The 18,112-nt window shown below is 67.7% G+C and carries 14 protein-coding genes; 7 read left to right on the top strand and 7 right to left on the bottom strand.

Annotated elements, in window-relative coordinates; all coding sequences use genetic code 11:
- Window positions 1-64 precede the first annotated feature (64 nt).
- From BBJ41_RS01785 to BBJ41_RS01775, 3 genes are all read right to left on the bottom strand, one after another.
- Window positions 65-1,339 (bottom strand): cell division protein ZipA C-terminal FtsZ-binding domain-containing protein, encoded by a 1,275-nt coding sequence (locus BBJ41_RS01785; protein ID WP_069745060.1) that lies wholly within the window; start codon window positions 1,337-1,339, stop codon window positions 65-67.
- 85 nt (window positions 1,340-1,424) lie between these two features.
- Window positions 1,425-4,937 carry a chromosome segregation protein SMC gene (gene smc, locus BBJ41_RS01780; RefSeq protein ID WP_069745059.1) on the bottom strand — a complete coding sequence of 1,171 codons (3,513 nt, stop codon included), beginning with the start codon at window positions 4,935-4,937 and terminating at the stop codon, window positions 1,425-1,427.
- Window positions 4,938-5,076: 139 nt separating this feature from the next.
- Window positions 5,077-6,018, bottom strand: coding sequence for a DMT family transporter (locus BBJ41_RS01775; protein ID WP_069745058.1), 942 nt, complete (start codon window positions 6,016-6,018; stop codon window positions 5,077-5,079).
- 159 nt (window positions 6,019-6,177) lie between these two features.
- On the opposite strand from BBJ41_RS01775, the gene dapC reads away from it, so the two are divergent.
- The 6 genes from dapC to cls all read left to right on the top strand — a co-directional run bounded on the left by dapC (window position 6,178) and on the right by cls (window position 12,362).
- Window positions 6,178-7,410 (top strand): succinyldiaminopimelate transaminase, encoded by a 1,233-nt coding sequence (gene dapC, locus BBJ41_RS01770; RefSeq protein ID WP_069747543.1) that lies wholly within the window; start codon window positions 6,178-6,180, stop codon window positions 7,408-7,410.
- 44 nt (window positions 7,411-7,454) lie between these two features.
- The gene (gene dapD / locus BBJ41_RS01765) at window positions 7,455-8,282 is read left to right on the top strand and encodes a 2,3,4,5-tetrahydropyridine-2,6-dicarboxylate N-succinyltransferase (RefSeq protein ID WP_069745057.1); all 828 of its coding nucleotides are present in this window, start codon (window positions 7,455-7,457) and stop codon (window positions 8,280-8,282) included.
- Window positions 8,282-8,650, top strand: a complete 369-nt coding sequence (locus BBJ41_RS01760) for an ArsC family reductase (RefSeq protein ID WP_006478478.1) — start codon at window positions 8,282-8,284, stop codon at window positions 8,648-8,650. Before dapD ends, BBJ41_RS01760 begins: the two co-directional genes overlap by 1 nt.
- A 95-nt stretch (window positions 8,651-8,745) precedes the next feature.
- On the top strand, window positions 8,746-9,885 hold the full coding sequence (dapE, locus tag BBJ41_RS01755; protein WP_069745056.1) for a succinyl-diaminopimelate desuccinylase: 1,140 nt from the start codon (window positions 8,746-8,748) through the stop codon (window positions 9,883-9,885).
- A gap of 11 nt (window positions 9,886-9,896) precedes the next feature.
- Entirely contained in the window at window positions 9,897-10,805 is a 909-nt protein-coding gene (gene prmB, locus BBJ41_RS01750; protein WP_069745055.1) for a 50S ribosomal protein L3 N(5)-glutamine methyltransferase, read from the top strand.
- 108 nt (window positions 10,806-10,913) lie between these two features.
- On the top strand, window positions 10,914-12,362 hold the full coding sequence (cls, locus tag BBJ41_RS01745) for a cardiolipin synthase (RefSeq protein ID WP_069745054.1): 1,449 nt from the start codon (window positions 10,914-10,916) through the stop codon (window positions 12,360-12,362).
- Window positions 12,363-12,425: 63 nt separating this feature from the next.
- Here cls and BBJ41_RS01740 read toward each other — a convergent pair whose 3' ends face one another.
- The gene (locus BBJ41_RS01740) at window positions 12,426-12,905 is read right to left on the bottom strand and encodes a glutathione peroxidase (RefSeq protein ID WP_069745053.1); all 480 of its coding nucleotides are present in this window, start codon (window positions 12,903-12,905) and stop codon (window positions 12,426-12,428) included.
- A gap of 136 nt (window positions 12,906-13,041) precedes the next feature.
- On the opposite strand from BBJ41_RS01740, the gene BBJ41_RS01735 reads away from it, so the two are divergent.
- Window positions 13,042-14,973: an ATP-binding cassette domain-containing protein gene (locus BBJ41_RS01735; protein ID WP_069745052.1), complete on the top strand. Its 1,932-nt coding sequence runs from the start codon at window positions 13,042-13,044 to the stop codon at window positions 14,971-14,973.
- Between the two features lie 159 nt (window positions 14,974-15,132).
- Here BBJ41_RS01735 and BBJ41_RS01730 read toward each other — a convergent pair whose 3' ends face one another.
- The 3 genes from BBJ41_RS01730 to alr form a co-directional block, all read right to left on the bottom strand.
- Window positions 15,133-15,399, bottom strand: coding sequence for a DUF2866 domain-containing protein (locus BBJ41_RS01730; RefSeq protein ID WP_069745051.1), 267 nt, complete (start codon window positions 15,397-15,399; stop codon window positions 15,133-15,135).
- 145 nt (window positions 15,400-15,544) lie between these two features.
- Window positions 15,545-16,921, bottom strand: a complete 1,377-nt coding sequence (gene radA / locus BBJ41_RS01725) for a DNA repair protein RadA (RefSeq protein ID WP_069747542.1) — start codon at window positions 16,919-16,921, stop codon at window positions 15,545-15,547.
- Window positions 16,922-16,932: 11 nt separating this feature from the next.
- Window positions 16,933-18,003 (bottom strand): alanine racemase, encoded by a 1,071-nt coding sequence (gene alr / locus BBJ41_RS01720; protein ID WP_069745050.1) that lies wholly within the window; start codon window positions 18,001-18,003, stop codon window positions 16,933-16,935.
- Between the last annotated feature and the right edge of the window lie 109 nt (window positions 18,004-18,112).

The raw sequence follows: 18,112 nt of genomic DNA, 5'->3' as shown, positions 1-18,112 counted from the left end.
CACGGAACCGCATGCGCCGCAGCGACAGGCGAGCGCGCCGAAGCCCGCTGCCCGCGCCATCGCGTTACTGGCTGAAGAGGCGGCGCGTGACCGGCGAACCGGCCGGGATACCGGCTTCCTCGAGCTTCGCGTACAGCTTCATCAGTTGCTGGTCGATCGCGACGAGCGTCGACTCCGGCAACGGCCGGCGCGAATCGTCGACGACCCGCGCGCCGATCCGCTCGGACAGCGACTTCGCGTAATCGCACATCAGCCGGAACGGCAGGATGTCCTCTTCGGCGACCGGCACGTCGAGCACCAGCGTGATCATGTTGCCGCCCTTGTAGGTCAGGTCGTCGCGCAGGAAGTTCGTGTCGCCGAACTGCAGCATGAACACCGGGTTCTGCTTCGCGTCGAGCTTCACGAAACGCGTGCCGTCGCGCGACAGCAGCAGCCCGTCCTGCGACGCGACGGCCTGCACGTAGTTCGCCGACCACGGTGCGCCGTCCGACATCACGTTGATCGACAGTTGCGCATCGCACTGTGCGGCAAACGCGTCGAGCTCGCGCGCCATCGCCACCGTTTCCATCATGTCCGGAAATTCCGGCGCGCCGTCTATCGCGTCGGCGAACTGCTGGACGCCCGTCACGAACTCGGAGAACTCGAGCTCGTTCAGCGCGCCGCTGCGGTTCGCGAGCTGCGCGGCCGCGCGCAGTTCTTCGTAGCGCACGCCGTTTTGCAGCAACTCCCACTGGCCGCCTTCCGGCTTGCCTTCGATGTGCACGGGCTTGCTGCCCGCGCGGCGCAGCCGCTGCGCGGCCGGCAGGATCTTGTCGCCCGGCAGCGACCCGGTGAGGCGGATCGGCACGATGCAGTCGATGCGGCGATCGACGATCGCGGGCGGTGCCGACGAAATGGTCGTGGCGGCAGGCAGCACGGGTTCGGACGGCTCGGCCGCTTCGGCGGCGGCTTCGTGCGCGGCGGCCGGCACGGCTTCTTCACCGGCAGCCGGCTCGATCGATTCGGACGCCGCGTCGACGCCGGTCGCCTCGGCCTGCAGATCGGCCGGCATGTCGGCAGGTGCCGCGCCGCCGAACGTCGGTTCGACGCGCGCGACTTCGGCCGTCGCAGCCGGCGCCGCGACCGGTGCCGCGGGCTCGCGCCGCACCGGCTGGCGCACCGGTTCGATGAACGGCAATTCCTCGTCGCGCTCCGGGCGGTTCATCGCCTCGGCCGCTTCCTCCGGCATCGGGCGCGGCATCCTGCGCCGCACCTTCGCGCCCTGCCATGCGTTATAGACCACGACGCCGCCCACCACGACGGCGCCCGCGCCGATCAAACCGAGTGTCAACTCGTCCATGCACGCTCCATCAGCAATTCTTTTTCGTCGGGACCACGAACGGGCGCGCATGCGCCGCGCGAACGCGGTCCGGTTTCGTCAAACGTCAATTCTGGGCAAAACCCGCGGCGGTTTCCATGTCCACCGCGACGATCCGCGACACGCCCTGCTCCTGCATCGTCACGCCGATCAGTTGCTGCGCCATTTCCATCGCGATCTTGTTGTGCGAGATGAACAGGAACTGCGTCTTGTCGGACATCGCGCGCACGAGATTCGCGAAACGTTCGGTGTTCGCGTCGTCGAGCGGCGCGTCGACCTCGTCGAGCAGACAGAACGGCGCCGGGTTCAACTGGAACATCGCGAACACCAGCGCGGTCGCGGTCAGCGCCTTCTCGCCGCCCGACAGCAGGTGAATCGTCGCGTTCTTCTTGCCCGGCGGCTGCGCCATCACCTGCACGCCGGCATCGAGAATTTCGTCGCCCGTCATGATCAGCTTCGCCTGGCCGCCGCCGAACAGGCGCGGGAACAGGTCGCTGAAGTGGCGGTTGACCTCGTCGAAGGTGCCTTGCAGCAGCGTGCGGGTTTCCTGGTCGATCTTGTGGATCGCGTCCTCGAGGGTCGTGATCGCGTCGATCAGGTCGGCCGATTGCGCGTCGAGGAACACCTTGCGCTCGCTCGCGGCCTTCAGCTCGTCGAGCGCGGCCATGTTCACCGAGCCGAGCGCGTTGATCGCGTTGTTCAGGCGCGTGACCTCGCCCTGCAGGTACGACGGCTTGAGATCCGGCGTCAGCTTCTCGCGCAGCGCGTCCTCGTCGACCTCGGCCGTCGCGAGCTGCTCGGCGAACTGCTCGACGGATAGGCGCGCGGCCTGCTCCTTCAACTGAAATTCGGTAATGCGGTCGCGCAGCGGCTGCAGCGAGCGCTCGGCGACGAGACGCTGCTCGTCCGACGCGCGCAGCTTCGCGGTCAGGTCGTCCAGCTCGATGCGTGCGGCCTGCAGCGCTTCTTCCTTCACCGCCCGAATCTCGAGCGCATCCTGCAGGCCTGTGTGCGCGGTCTGCTCGTTGATCGTCTCGAGTTCGGCGCGCGCGTCTTCCAGCGACGCGGCGACGCGCTCGCTCTGCTCGTGCGCGACCTGGATGCTGCGCTTGAGCTCGTCGATTCGCGTCACTGCATTGCGTGCGGCGAAGCGTGCGTCGTTCGCGCCGCGCTCCAGATCGCGCGCTTCCTGACGCGCCTGCGTCAGCGATTCGTCGAGCGATTCGAACGCGAGCTGGTTGTCCTCGAAGCGCGCCTGCAGTTCCGCGAGCTCGCCGTCGAAACGCTCGAAATTCGCTTCCGACTCCGCTCGCAGCGCGCGCTGTTCCTCGATCTGCGCGCCGATTTCCTCGAGTTCCTCGCGGATCTGCGTGCTGCGTTGCGTATAGCGCTCGTGCGCCTGCGCGAGCTTCAGCACGTCCATCTGCAGCGCATGCACGCGCTGCGTCGCACGCTCGGCCTGCGCACGCACGTCACCGAGCGCCTGCGTGGCCTGCGTGTGCGCGGCTTCCGCACGCACGGCGGCCGTGCGCGCCTCGTCGGCAAGCAGCGCCTGCGCGCGCACTTGGCGCGTCAGGTTTTCGATTTCCTGCTGGCGCGCCAGCATCCCTGCCTGCTCCGAGTCGGCCGCGTAAAGCTGCACGCCGACACGCGTGACGATATGGCCGGCCTTGACGACGAACGCGCCGCCTGCCGGCAGCTGCGTGCGCGTTGCAAGCGCCTGTGCCACATCGTCGGCGACGTAGACATTGCCGAGCCAGTCGTTGAGCACCGCGCGAATGCCCGCGTCGTCGATACGCACGAGCGACAGCACCGGGCGTAGCCCGGCCGCCGCCGCAGGCGGTTCGCCAGCCGCGGGCGGCGCGTAGAACGCGAGCTTCGCCGGCGGCGCATCGGTCGCGAACGCCTTCACCCAGTCGAGATTCGACACTTCGAGCGCGGCGAGGCGCTCGCGCAGCACGGCTTCGAGCGCAGCTTCCCAGCCCGGCTCGACGTGCAGCTTCTTCCACAGGCGCGGCAGCGCGCCGAGCTCGTGCTTGTCGAGCCACGGCTGCACCTTGCCTTCCGTCTGCACGTTTTCCTGCAGCTGCTTCAGCGCGGCGAGGCGTGCTTCGAGCTGGTGGATCTGCGCGCCTTCGGCCTGCACGCGCTCCTGCGCGGCGCGGCGTTCGCCGTCGAGGCGCGGCACGGTTTCCTGTGCGTCGGCGAGACGCGCCTGTGCTTCGGCGAGGATTTCTTCCTGCTCGGCGAGCTGCATGCGCAGTTCCTCGAGCTGCGCCTCGTCCGGCGCATCGAGCCCGCCCGCTTCGCTCTTCAGGCGCTCGTGGCGCTGCTGAAGCTGCTGGAGCTGCTGGTCGGCATTGCGCTGGTGCGCGGCTTCGAGCTTCAGCGACTGTTCGGTCTGCGCGATCCGCGCACGCTCGTCGTTGAGCTGCGCCTGCGCATCGCGCCACTTTGTTTCGAGCGCCGGCAGCGCGTCGTGCTTCGAGGCAGCGTTGTCCTCGGCGAGCGCGGCCTTCTCGTCGGCCATCGCGCGCGCTTCTTCCGCTTCCTCGAGCTCGTCCTGCGACTTCTCCGCCTGCGCGCGCCACTGCTCGCGCTGCGCGTTCAGCGCGGCGATCTGCGCCTGCACGCGATTGCGCGACTCGACGATGAACTTGATCTCGGCTTCGAGGCGGCTCACCTCGGCATTCGCCTCGTACAGCGAACCCTGCGCGCCCTGCATCGCGTCGCTCGCCGCGTAATGCGCGACGCGCAGCGTCTCGAGCTGCGACTCGACTTCGCGCAGCTTTGCCGTCTGCGCCTCGAGGTCGATCTGCGCCTGTTCGATCGCGCGCTGCTGCTTCTGCTGCTCGCCGGCGGCCTCGTTCTTGCGCAGCAGCCACAGCAGGCGCTGCTTCTCCTCGCCGTCGGCGACGAGTTCCTTGTACCTGGTCGCGACGACGGCCTGCGCCTCGAGCTTCTCGAGGTTCGCGCCGAGTTCGCGGACGATGTCCTCGACGCGCGTCAGGTTCTCGCGCGTATCGTGCAGGCGGTTCTCGGTCTCGCGGCGGCGTTCCTTGTACTTCGATACGCCCGCGGCTTCCTCGAGGAACACGCGCAGCTCCTCCGGCTTCGCCTCGATGATCCGCGCGATCATGCCCTGCCCGATGATCGCGTACGCACGCGGCCCGAGGCCGGTGCCGAGGAAGATGTCCTGGATGTCGCGGCGGCGCGCCGGCAGGTTGTTGATGTAGTAGCTCGACGTGCCGTCGCGCGTGAGCACGCGCTTCACGGCGATCTCGCCGTACTGGCCCCACTGCCCGGCCGCACGGCCGTCGGAGTTGTCGAAGATCAGCTCGACGCTCGCCCGGCTACCGGGCTTGCGGGCGGTCGAGCCGTTGAAGATCACGTCCTGCATCGACTCGCCGCGCAGCTCGGAAGCGCGCGACTCGCCGAGCACCCAGCGCACGGCATCGATGATGTTGGACTTGCCGCACCCGTTCGGGCCTACCACGCCGACAAGCTGGCCCGGAACCTGGAAATGCGTGGGATCGACAAAGGATTTGAAGCCAGCGAGTTTGATCGAGCTCAGACGCACGGCGGTATCGGATGTGAAGAAGGTGTGAAACGGACGGTGCCGCGATGCGCGGGGCCGGAGGGCCCATGCGCGCGACGCGCCCCGGAATTCAAAAGCGGGGCCGCGCGCATACAGCGTTGGGCCCCGCAAACGGCTTCCATCATACCATCGCGCGTGCGCCGTCCCGACCGTCGCCGGGTTTGTCCGGTGCCGGTGCGGCACGATGGACCCGGCTCGACAGCAGCGTCGCCAGCACGATGCACACGCCGCCCGCCCATTCGCGCGCGGTCGGCAGCTCGTTTGCGAACACCCACGCCGACAGCGCGGTGATCACGATCTCGAACAGCATGATGATCGACGCGCGGTTCGCCGGCACGCGCGCCAGCCCGTATTGCACGAGCAGGTTGTTCGCCGCCATCGTCACGCCGATCGCGGCGATGATCAGCGCGGCGACGCCGAGCTGGCCGCCCGCGGGCGCGGCCGGCAGCCCTTCGAACAGCGACGCGATCGCACCGAACACCGCCGCGCCGCCGAACAGCGTCGCGGTGCGCATCTCCGCGCGCATGTCGGGCAGTTCGCGGCTCGCCTTGATCACGAGCACGTTGCTTATCGCGAAGCTCAGCCCGGCCGCGAGGCCGGCCCATTCGGCCGGATTGGCCGGCAGCGGCAGGCCGAGCTTCGGCGACCACAGCATCAGCATCGCGCCGCCGATCGACAGCGCCGCCAGCCCCGCGCCGGCCCAGGTCAGCCGTTCGCGCAGCAGGAAGTGCGCGTAGATCGCGGTCCACGCGGGGGTCAGGTAGAACAGCAGCATCCCCCGCAGCACCTCGCCGTGGATCGTGCCCCATACGAAACCGAGGTTCGTCACGCCGGCCGTCACCGCGATGCCCGGCAGCACCCAGTGCCAACGCAGCGTCGCGATGGTGCGGTGCCGCACGACGATCACGAACAGGAACGCGACGAGGCTCGTCAGTGCGCTCGCCAGCGTGCCCGTCACGCCGAGCGATGCGAGGATTCGCAACGGATACCAGATCAGGCCCCATACCGACGCGCCGATCAGGATGGCCAGCGTCGGCAGGCTGCCACGTACCGCGTTATTCATTTGGTTCAATACCCTTTATTCGACCGGCCCGGCCGCCGTTCCGGCGGACCGTGACCGCATTCCGTCACGCTATAATTGTTCGTTGCGACCCGCGCGCCGTCGGCGCCCGTTCGCAGCCGCGCGGCGCGCCCGCCGCTTCTTTCGCTCCAACCGGCCGCGATGGCCGCTTCGCCCGTGAACCCTCGACTCGACTCGCTTCAGCCCTATCCCTTCGAAAAGCTGCACGCCCTGTTCAAGGACGTGACGCCCGCCGGCGACCTCAAACCGATCAGCTTCGGCATCGGCGAGCCCAAGCACCCGACTCCGGCGCTGATCCGCGACACCGTGGTGGCCGCACTCGACGGCCTCGCGTCGTACCCGGCCACGGCCGGCTCGGTCGCGCTGCGCACGTCGATCGCGCACTGGCTCGAGCGCCGCTACGGGCTGCCGGCCATCGATCCGGCCACGCAGGTGCTGCCCGTGTCGGGGTCGCGCGAAGCGCTGTTCTCGCTCGCGCAGACCGTGATCGACGCGCGTCCGTCCGAAGACGGCAAGAAGGCGATCGTACTCTGTCCGAATCCTTTCTATCAAATTTACGAAGGCGCGGCGCTGCTGGCCGGTGCCGAACCCTATTTCGCGAACAGCGATCCGGCCCGCAACTTCGCCTGCGACTACGCCGCTGTGCCCGATGAAGTCTGGGCGCGCACGCAACTGCTGTACGTATGCTCGCCGGGCAACCCGACCGGCGCCGTGCTGACGCTCGACGACTGGCGCGAGTTGTTCGCACTGTCCGACCGCCACGGCTTCGTGATCGCGTCCGACGAGTGCTATTCGGAAATCTATTTCGACGAAGCGACGCCGCCGCTCGGCGGCCTCGAGGCCGCACACCGCCTCGGCCGCGGCTTCGAGCGGCTCGTGATGCTGTCGAGCCTGTCGAAGCGCTCGAACGTGCCGGGCATGCGCTCGGGCTTCGTCGCCGGCGACGCGGCGCTGCTGAAGAAATTCCTGCTGTACCGCACGTACCACGGCGCGGCGCTGTCGCCGGTCTGGCAACAGGCGAGCATCGCCGCGTGGAACGACGAGACGCACGTGCGCGAGAACCGCGCGCAGTACCTGCAGAAGTTCAATACGGTCACGCCGATGCTCGCCGACGTGATCGACGTGAAACTGCCCGACGCCGCGTTCTACCTGTGGGCCAACGTGTCGCGCACCGGCCTGTCGGACACCGAGTTCGCCCGCCGCCTGTACGCCGACTATAATGTGACGGTTCTGCCCGGCTCGTACCTCGCGCGTGATGCGCACGGCACGAACCCGGGCCGCGATTTCATCCGGATCGCGCTCGTCGCGGGCACCCCCGAATGCGTCGAGGGCGCGCAACGCATCGTCGATTTCTGCCGGGCTCTCGCACGGTAATCGTCCATCCCGATCAATTCCATCCATCTCCTGCGAAAACGAACATGTCGCAACAACTTCAGCAAATCATCGATACCGCCTGGGAAAACCGCGCCGAGCTGTCGCCGAAGGCCGCGCCCGCCGAAGTCCGCGAAGCCGTCGCTCACGCGATCGAGCAGCTCGACCGTGGCGCATTGCGCGTCGCCGAGAAAATCGACGGCAACTGGACCGTGCACCAGTGGCTGAAGAAAGCCGTGCTGCTGTCGTTCCGCCTGGAGGACAACGCACCGATGCCGGCCGGCGGCTACTCGCAGTTCTACGACAAGGTACCGTCGAAGTTCGCGAACTACACGGCGGAAGATTTCGCCGCAGGCGGCTTCCGCGTCGTCCCGCCGGCCATCGCGCGCCGCGGCTCGTTCATCGCGAAGAACGTCGTGCTGATGCCGTCGTACACGAACATCGGCGCATACGTCGATGAAGGCACGATGGTCGACACGTGGGCAACGGTCGGTTCGTGCGCACAGATCGGCAAGAACGTGCACCTGTCGGGCGGCGTCGGCATCGGCGGCGTGCTCGAGCCGCTGCAGGCCAACCCGGTCATCATCGAAGACAACTGCTTCATCGGCGCGCGCTCGGAAGTCGTCGAAGGCGTGATCGTCGAGGAAAACTCGGTGATCTCGATGGGCGTGTACCTCGGCCAGAGCACGAAGATCTACGATCGCGAAACGGGCGAAGTCAGCTACGGCCGCATTCCGGCCGGCTCGGTCGTCGTCGCCGGCAACCTGCCGTCGAAGGACGGCTCGCACAGCCTGTACTGCGCGGTGATCGTCAAGAAGGTCGACGCGAAGACCCGCGCGAAGGTCGGCCTGAACGAGCTGCTGCGAGGCGACTGATGGCGAAGCCGCACACCGTGGTCGTCTACGGCATCCCGAACTGCGACACCGTGAAGAAGGCCCGCGTGTGGCTGGACGATCACGGCGTCGAGTTCGAATTCCACGATTTCAAGAAGCTCGGCGTGAGCGCCCCGCTGATTGAAGACTGGCTGAAGGACGTGTCGCTCGACGCGCTCGTGAACAAGCGCGGCACCACGTGGCGCGGCCTGGACGACGCGATGAAGGCGGCCGCCGAAACGAAGACCGGCGCGGTCGCGCTGATGATCCACAAGCCGTCGGTCATCAAGCGCCCCGTGCTCGTCGTCAACGGCCGCGTGAAATCGCTGGGCTTCGTGGCCGATCAATACGCGGCGCTGTTTGCCGCATAGGGCCGCCCGCGCTGCGCCCGTAGAAGGGCCTGTTCCCGACGTCTTGTCGCTGCCGGCCACCGCGCCGGCATTTTTTATCCAAAGTGGTCCGAACCATGTCCGCCACCCTAGCCCTTACCGAACAGCTGATCGCCCGCGCGTCCGTGACGCCCGACGACCAGCATTGCCAGCAGATCATGACCGAACGCCTTACCGCGCTCGGCTTCGAATGCGAGACCATCGCGTCGCACGGCGTGACCAACCTGTGGGCCGTCAAGCGCGGCGCCGACGGCCGCGACGGCAAGCTGCTCGCGTTCGCGGGCCACACTGACGTCGTGCCGACCGGCCCGCTCGAGCAGTGGACCTCGCCGCCGTTCATTCCCGCCCATCGCGACGGCAAGCTGTACGGCCGCGGCGCGGCCGACATGAAGACGTCGCTCGCGGCATTCGTCGTCGCGTCCGAGGAATTCGTCGCGGCACACCCCGGCCACCGCGGCGCGATCGCGTTCCTGATCACGAGCGACGAGGAAGGCCCGGCCACCGACGGCACCGTGAAGGTCGTCGAACTGCTGCAGGCGCGCGGCGAACGCCTCGATTACTGCATCGTCGGCGAGCCGACGTCGACCGCCGTGCTCGGCGACGTCGTCAAGAACGGCCGCCGCGGGTCGATGTCGGGCGAACTGGTCGTCAAGGGCGTGCAGGGTCATATCGCATATCCGCACCTCGCGAAGAACCCGATCCACCTGCTCGCGCCGGCGCTCGCCGAGCTCGCCGCCGAGCAGTGGGACGAAGGCAACGAATACTTCCCGCCGACCACCTGGCAGGTGTCGAACCTGCACGCAGGCACCGGCGCGACCAACGTGATCCCCGGCCACGCCGACCTGCTGTTCAACTTCCGGTTCTCGACCGCGAGCACCGTCGAGGGCCTGCAGGCGCGCGTACACGCGATCCTCGACAAGCACGGCCTCGAATACACGCTGAAGTGGTCGGTGAGCGGCCTGCCGTTCCTCACGCCGCGCGGCGAGCTGTCGAGCGCGCTGGAAAACGCGATCCGTACCGAGACCGGCATCACGACCGAGCTGTCGACCACGGGCGGCACGTCGGATGGCCGCTTCATCGCGCGCATCTGCCCGCAGGTGATCGAGTTCGGCCCGCCGAACGGCAGCATCCACAAGATCGACGAGCATATCGAAGTGCGCTTCGTCGACCCGCTGAAGAACGTGTACCGCCGCGTGCTCGAACAACTGATCGCCTGATGGAGCCTCGCATGACGACACCTTTTGCCACTGTTCGCGACCTGCTGCGCTACGCGGTCACGCGCTTCTCGAAAGCGAAGCTCGCGTTCGGCCACGGCTCCGACAATGCGTACGACGAAGCGGCCTACCTCGTGCTGCACACGCTCGACCTGCCGCTCGACACGCTCGAGCCGTTCTTCGACGCACGGTTGCTGCCCGACGAAATCGCGGCCGTGCTCGCTGTGATCGAACGGCGCGCGACCGAGCGCGTGCCGGCCGCGTACCTCACGCATGAAGCGTGGATGCACGGTCACCGCTTCTACGTCGACGAGCGCGTGATCGTGCCGCGCTCGTTCATCGGCGAACTGCTCGACGACGGGCTGCAGCCGTACGTCGCCGATCCGGAGCAAGTGGGCGCGGTGCTCGAACTGTGCACGGGCTCCGGCTGCCTCGCGATTCTCGCGGCGAGCGCATTCCCGAACGCCGAGATCGACGCGGTCGACCTGTCCGACAAGGCGCTCGAAGTCGCAGAGATCAACGTGCGCGACTACGGCCTCGAAGACCGTATCGGGCTGCACCGCGGCGACCTCTACGCGCCGCTGCCGGCGTTCCGCACCGATCCCGGCTCGCGCTACGACGTGATCCTGACGAACCCGCCGTACGTGAACGCGTCGTCGATGAACGCGCTGCCGCCCGAATACCGGCACGAGCCGGAGATGGCGCTCGCCGGCGGCGACGACGGGATGGACATCGTGCGACGCATCGTCGCCGAAGCGCATCGCTGGCTGCACGACGACGGCGTGCTCGTCGTCGAGATCGGCAACGAGCGCGAGAACGTCGAAGCCGCGTTCGGCGGCCTCGAACTCACGTGGCTGCCCACCAGCGCGGGCGACGACTGCGTGTTCCTGATCCAGGCGTCGGACCTGCCGCGCAAGACCTGAGCCGCCCCGGCTCCCCGACCGTGCGGCGCACCGTTGCGCCGCGCGGTTGGGTAAGATGCGCGTAAGCGGCCGCCGCGCCGCACGACCTCAGGAGTCCGTCACGCGCCCATGACACTCGACTGGCTACATCTCGGCACCCTGATCCTGACCATCCATGTGCTCGGGATCGTCGCGGCGTGCCACGCGATCATGAACACGCGCACGTCGCAAGGCGCGATCGCGTGGGCCGTCTCGCTCGCCGCCATGCCCTACCTCACGCTCGTTCCGTACCTGTTCCTCGGCCGGAGCAAGTTCTCTGGCTACGTCGACGCACGGCGCCACGAGCTGGAAATGTTGCGCACGCATACACCGCGCTCGCCCTGGCTCGACTCCGACGCCGCCGGCACGACCAACGGGCCGGCCGCCGACGCGCTCGGCCCGGCCGCCGTGCTTGCGCTCACGCGGCTCGGCGGCATGCCGTTCCTCGGCGGCAATTCGGTGCGCACGCTCGTCAACGGCGACGCGACGTTCTCGGCGATCCTGTCGGCGATCGACGCTGCGCGCGACTACGTGATCGTCCAGTTCTTCATCGTGCGCGACGATGCGCTCGGGCAGACGCTGCGCGACTCGCTGCTCGCACGCGCGGCGGCCGGCGTGCGTTGCTGCCTGCTGTACGACAGCATCGGCAGCTTCGACCTGCCGCACAGCTACGTCGACACGCTGCGCCGGGGCGGCGTCGAGGTTCATCCGTTCGCGACCAACCGGAAGTTCGTGAACCGCTTCCAGCTGAACTTCCGCAACCATCGCAAGATCGTCGTCGTCGACGGCAATCGCGCGTTCGTCGGCGGGCACAACGTGGGCGTCGAGTATCTCGGCGCGAAACCGCGCCTGTCGCCGTGGCGCGACACGCACATCGAGATACGCGGCCCCGTGGTCGCGAGCATCCAGTACGTGTTCGCCGAAGACTGGCACTGGGCGACGCAGAAGCTGCCGCCGCTCGCGCTGCCGCCGCCCGCGCAGCCCGGCGACGACATGCATTGCCTCGCGGTGCCGATGGGGCCGGCCGACAAGCAGGAAACCGGCTCGCTGTTCTTCGTCGAGGCGATCAATGCCGCGCGCGAGCGGGTCTGGATCACGACGCCCTACCTCGTCCCCGACGAAGCCGTGATCTCCGCGCTGAAGCTCGCCGTGATGCGCGGCGTCGACGTGCGCATCCTGATCCCGAGCCGGCGCGATCACTACGTGGTGTTCGAGGCGTCGAAGCTGTACGCGCGCGATCTGGTCGACGCAGGCGTCAAGGTGTTCCGCTACCGGCCCGGCTTCCTGCACCAGAAGGTCGTGCTGATCGACCGCATCGCGGCGGCGATCGGCAGCGCGAATCTCGACAACCGCTCGTTCCGTCTCAATTTCGAGATCATGGTGCTGACCGTCGATCGCGCCTTCGCCGACGAGGTCGAGACGATGCTCGATGCCGACTTCGCGCAGGCGTACGAGGTCGATGCGAACGAGTACCGCCGGTCGCCCGCATGGCGGCGCATCGCGATGCACGTCGCGAGGCTGTTTGCGCCGATCCTGTAACGGCCGGAACGGCGGCGGCGTCCGTGCGATCCGCACCGACGCCGCGACCGCCGTCATCCGGCGTCACAGCAGCTTGTCGATATCCGCGGCAATTTCCTCGGGCTTGGTCGACGGCGCATAGCGCTTGACGATGCGCCCGTCGCGGTCGATCAGGAATTTCGTGAAATTCCACTTGATCGCCTTCAGGCCGAGAATGCCGGGCGCCTCGTCGGTCAGATAGCGGTACAGCGGATGCGCGTGGTCGCCCTTCACGTCGATCTTCGCGAACATCGGGAACGTGACGCCGTAATTGCGCTCGCAGAACGCGCCGATCTGCGTGGCGTCGCCGGGCTCCTGCTTGCCGAACTGGTTGCACGGGAAGCCCAGCACGAAGAAGCCGCGTGCCGCGTACTGGTCGTACAGCTTTTGCAGGCCCGCGTACTGCGGCGTGAAACCGCACTCGCTCGCCGTGTTGACGATCAGCAGCACCTTGCCGCGATACGCATCGAGCGAGGCCGGCGCGCCGGCGAGCGTCTCTGCGCTGAACGAATACAGGGTGGACATCGGGCACTCCTTTTACGAAACCGGATCGACGTGGAGTCTAGGCGAAAATGCGCCGTTGCGGCATCCGCCGAGCGGCCGATGTCCGGCGAGCGCGGCGCGCAGTCTAGAATAGCGGTTTTGGCCAGTCATTTCCGCCGTGATCCGTTTCAATCAGTTCAGTCTTGCGCGCGGCACCAAGCCGCTGTTCGAGTCGACCTCGTTCGTGCTCAATCCCGGCGAGAAAGCCGGCCTGATCGGCGCCAACGGCGCCGGCAAGTCGACGCTCTTCGCCGTGCTGCGCGGCGAGCTGCACTCGGACGCCGGCGATTTCTCGATGCCGCCGTCATGGCGAATCGCCCATGTGTCGCAGGAAACGCCCGCTGTCGACCGCTCGGCGCTCGACTACACGCTCGACGGCGACACCGCGCTGCGCGAAATCGAGGCGCGCATCGCCGCCGCTTCGGCCGCGCATGACGGCGCCGCCGAAGCCGACGCGCACGCGGCCTTCGCCGACGCCGACGGCTACACTGCGCCCGCCCGCGCCGAAGCGCTGCTGCTCGGCCTCGGCTTCACGCTCGCGCAGACGCGCGAACCCGTCGCCAGCTTCTCCGGCGGCTGGCGCATGCGCCTGAACCTGGCGCAGGCGCTGATGTGCCGCTCCGACCTGCTGCTGCTCGATGAACCGACGAACCACCTCGACCTCGACGCGATCGTCTGGCTCGAAGACTGGCTGCACCGCTACCCCGGCACGCTCGTCGTGATCTCGCACGACCGCGAATTCCTCGATTCGATCTGCAACGTCACGCTGCATCTGGAAAACCGCCAGGTGAAGCGCTACGGCGGCAACTACTCGCAATTCGAAGTGCTTCGCGCGCAGCAACTGGCGCTGCAGCAAAGCGCATATGAAAAGCAGCAGAAGACGATCGAACACCTGCAGAGCTTCGTCGACCGCTTCAAGGCGAAGGCGACCAAGGCCAAGCAAGCGCAGAGCCGGATGAAGGCGCTCGAGAAGATGGAGCTGATCGCGCCCGCGCACATCGCGTCGCCGTTCACGTTCGAATTCCGCATGCCCGACGCCGCGCCGAACCCGATGATGGTGATGGAAGACGTCCGCTGCGGCTACCATGCCGACAACGGCACGGATATCCCGATCGTCGAACGCGTGGCGCTGTCGATCCAGAACGGGCAGCGCATCGGCCTGCTCGGCGCGAACGGCCAGGGCAAATCGACGCTGATCAAGACGCTGGCCGGCACGCTCGCGCCGCTGTCGGGCGACGTCCGCGAGGGCAAGGGGCTGACGATCGGCTATTTCGCGCAGCACCAGCTCGAAACGCTGCGCGAGGACGATTCGCCGCTCGCGCATCTGGCGCGGCTCGCACCCGACACGCGCGAGCAGGAGCTGCGCGATTTCCTCGGCGGCTTCAATTTCTCGGGCGACATGGCGACGAGCCCCGTCGGCCCGTTCTCGGGCGGCGAGAAAGCGCGCCTCGCGCTCGCGCTGATCATCTGGCAGAAGCCGAACCTGCTGCTGCTCGACGAACCGACGAACCACCTCGATCTCGAAACGCGCCATGCGCTGACGATGGCGCTCGCGCAGTTCGAAGGCACACTGATCCTCGTGTCGCACGATCGTCACCTGCTGCGCGCGACGACCGACCAGTTCATGCTCGTCGCGAAACACCGGCTGCAGCCGTTCGACGGCGACCTCGACGACTACCGCGACTGGCTGCTGCAGCACGCGGCCGAGCAGCGCGCGGCCGCGAAGGCCGACAGTGCGGCTTCGACGGGCGCAGGCGTCGCGGCCAACCGCAAGGACCAGAAGCGTCAGGCCGCCGAGGAGCGGCAACGCCTGTCGGTACTGAAAAAGCCGCTGCAGACGCGCATCACGAAGCTCGAAAAGGAAATGGAGACGCTGCACACGGAGAAGGCGCGCCTCGACGCGTTCGTCGCCGATCCGGCGAGCTACGAGGCCGCGCGCAAGACGGAACTGACCGACGCGATCCGCAAGCTCGGGGACGTCAACGCGCGCCTCGAAACGATCGAAGCCGACTGGCTCGCTGCGCAGGAAGAACTCGAACAGATCGGCTGAACACGGCCGCCGTGCCGCCGGCCCGGTACGCCGGCGGCACGGGTTCTTCGACAAATCATCGGGCCCGCGCCGGGCCCAGATGCAACAAAGGCCGGGCGCTCTGCCCCGGCCTTTTTTTCGTCGTCGGTTCGTCGGCTTATCGGTTCGCCGCCTGCCCGCTCAGCGGCGCGGCAACGTGTCGCGCGGCATCTGCTCGTCGTCGCCCATCAGGTGCCGGCGCCCTTCGGTCGGTCGCCGGATCGCCGCGGCGACCTCCGCCTCCGTCACGTCCTCGGACACGACCTGGCGCGCCAGGCGCCCTTCGTCGTCGATCCACTCGACGATCCGGCATCCGCCGCCCCAGGGCTGGCGAATCGGCTCCGACACGCGGCAGCCGCGTAGGTTGTAAAGGCGTCCGCTCGGCGCTTCCCCATACGATTTCAACATAGGTTCCCTTCGCAATGCGCGGTTCGACAATCCGGCAAAGGATAGGGAAAAGCAATGTCCGGCGGGTTACAGAAGCCTACATATTCTTTACAGCGAATTACGCGACAGATCGCCCGCAGGCATAGCCCGCGGGCCTCAGCGCCGATCACTCGAGATCGCGCACGCGATCGATCGCCTGCTCGAGCCGATCGACGGCCATCACGTTCAGCCCTTCGATCGGCTGTTTCGGCGCATTCGCCTTCGGGATCAGCGCGGACGTGAAGCCGAGCTTCGCCGCCTCGCGCAGCCGCTCCTGCCCGCGCGGAGACGGCCGGATCTCGCCCGCCAGCCCCACTTCGCCGAACACGATCAGCCCCTTCGGCAGCGCCTTGTTGCGCATCGACGAGTGAATCGCGAGCAGCACCGCGAGGTCGGCGGCCGGCTCGGTGATCTTCACGCCGCCGACGGCATTGAGGAACACGTCCTGGTCGAAGCACGCGATGCCCGCGTGCCGGTGCAGCACCGCGAGCAGCATCGCGAGCCGGTTCTGCTCGAGGCCGACCGCGAGCCGGCGCGGATTCGGCACGTGCGCCGTATCGACGAGCGCCTGGATTTCGACGAGCAGCGGGCGCGTGCCTTCCTGCGTGACGAGCACGCACGAGCCGGGCACGACCTGCTCGTGCTGCGACAGGAACAGCGCGGACGGATTCGCGACGCCGCGCAGCCCGCGCTCGGTCATCGCGAACACGCCGAGTTCGTTGACCGCGCCGAAGCGGTTCTTGAACGCGCGCACGAGCCGGAACGACGAATGCGTGTCGCCCTCGAAATACAGCACCGTGTCGACGATGTGCTCGAGCACGCGCGGGCCGGCCAGGTTGCCCTCTTTCGTCACGTGCCCGACCATGATGATCGCGGTGCCCGACTGCTTCGCGATGCGCGTGAGCTGCGCCGCGCATTCGCGCACCTGCGCGACCGAGCCCGGCGCCGACGTCAGCGCCTCCGAATAGACGGTCTGGATCGAGTCGATCACGGCCACGTCCGGCCGCTCCGCATCGATCGCGGCCTGGATCTTTTCGAGCTGGATCTCGGCGAGCAGCTTCAGCTCGTCCGCCGGCGCGCCGCCGTCGAGCAATGCAAGCCGTTGCGCGCGCAACGCGATCTGCGCGGCCGATTCCTCGCCGCTGATATAAAGTGCGCGCCGCTCGCTCGCGATGTCCGCGAGCGACTGCAGCAGCAGCGTCGATTTGCCGATACCCGGATCGCCGCCGATCAGCACGACGCCGCCCGGCACCAGCCCGCCGCCGAGCACGCGGTCGAATTCGCCGATGCCGGTGGAGAAGCGCGGCACGTCGGCCGCTTCGATGTCGACGAGACGCTGGACGGGCGCCCGCTTCGCGAGCGACTGGAAACGGTGGGCCGACGGCGTTTCGGCGGCCGATTCGACGAGCGTGTTCCAGGCCTGGCACGACGGACACTGCCCCTGCCACTTCGGGGTCTGCCCGCCGCACTCGCTGCAGACATAGACGGTTTTCTGTTTGGCCACGCGCAACGCCCTTATTCCGCGCGCACGGGCACGCGGCCGGCGACTGCGCACATCAACTCGTAACCGATCGTGCCGCAATGGCGGGCGACGTCGTCGATCGGCAGTGAGTTGCCCCACAGCTCGACACGCGCGCCGACGCCGGCCTGCGGGCACGGCGTCAGGTCGACGGTAATCATGTCCATCGACACGCGGCCGACGATCCGCGTGCGGATGCCGTCGACGATCACCGGCGTGCCTTCGGGCGCGACCCGCGGATAGCCGTCCGCGTAGCCGCACGCGACGACGCCGATGCGCATCTGCGCCTGCGCCGAATACGTCGAGCCATAGCCGATGGCCTGGCCCTTCGCGATCGATTGCACGGCGATCAGCTCGGACGCGAGCGTCATCGCGGGCTTCAACCCCGTATCGGCGATATCGGACGACAGCCCGGACGGCGACGCGCCATACAGCACGATCCCCGGCCGCACCCAGTCGAAGTGCGTATCCGGGTGCCACAGCACGGCGGCCGAGTTCGCGAGGCTGCGCGCGCCGGCGATGTGCTCCGCACCACGCTCGAACGTCGCGAGCTGCTCGGCGACGCCGCGCTCGTTGTCCGCGTCCGAAAAATGGGTCATCAACGTGATCTGGCCGATGCCGGGGCACGCGCGGGCGCGCTCCCACGCGGCGCGGTATTTTTCCGGCACATAGCCGAGCCGGTTCATCCCGCTGTTCATCTTGAGCTGCACGTTGACGGGCTTCGACAGCCGCGCCGTTTCCAGCATCCGCATCTGCTCGTCGTTGTGGGCGGTCGTCGTCAGGCTGTAGCGGTCGATCACGTCGATGTCGGTCGAGCGGAAGAACCCCTCGAGCAACAGGATCGGGCCGGCCCAGCCGAGCTCGCGCAGCTTCACGGCCTCGTCGAGGTCGAGCAGGCCGAAGCCGTCGGTGCCGCGCAGGCCGGGAAACGCGCGTGCGAGACCGCGGCCGTACGCGTTGGCCTTGACGACCGCCCAGACCTTGGACGGGCCGGCAAATCGGCGGACGACGGAGAGATTGTTCGCGAGAGCGGCGGTGTGGATGGTGGCGGAGATCGGGCGCGGCATGGGAAATTTACGTAAAGACGCTTGCGAATCATCAGCTTACCGCGCCTTTTGAGCACCGAAGCCGACAATTTGCGGAACGATCGGGGAATCTTGCTAGTCCGAATTGGCG

Origin of the sequence: Burkholderia stabilis (assembly GCF_001742165.1) — a bacterium.
In the GTDB taxonomy this organism is placed as follows: Bacteria; Pseudomonadota; Gammaproteobacteria; order Burkholderiales; family Burkholderiaceae; genus Burkholderia; species Burkholderia stabilis.
Note: the sequence above shows the minus strand (reverse complement) of the source record. Positions and strands in the feature narration are given on the sequence as shown.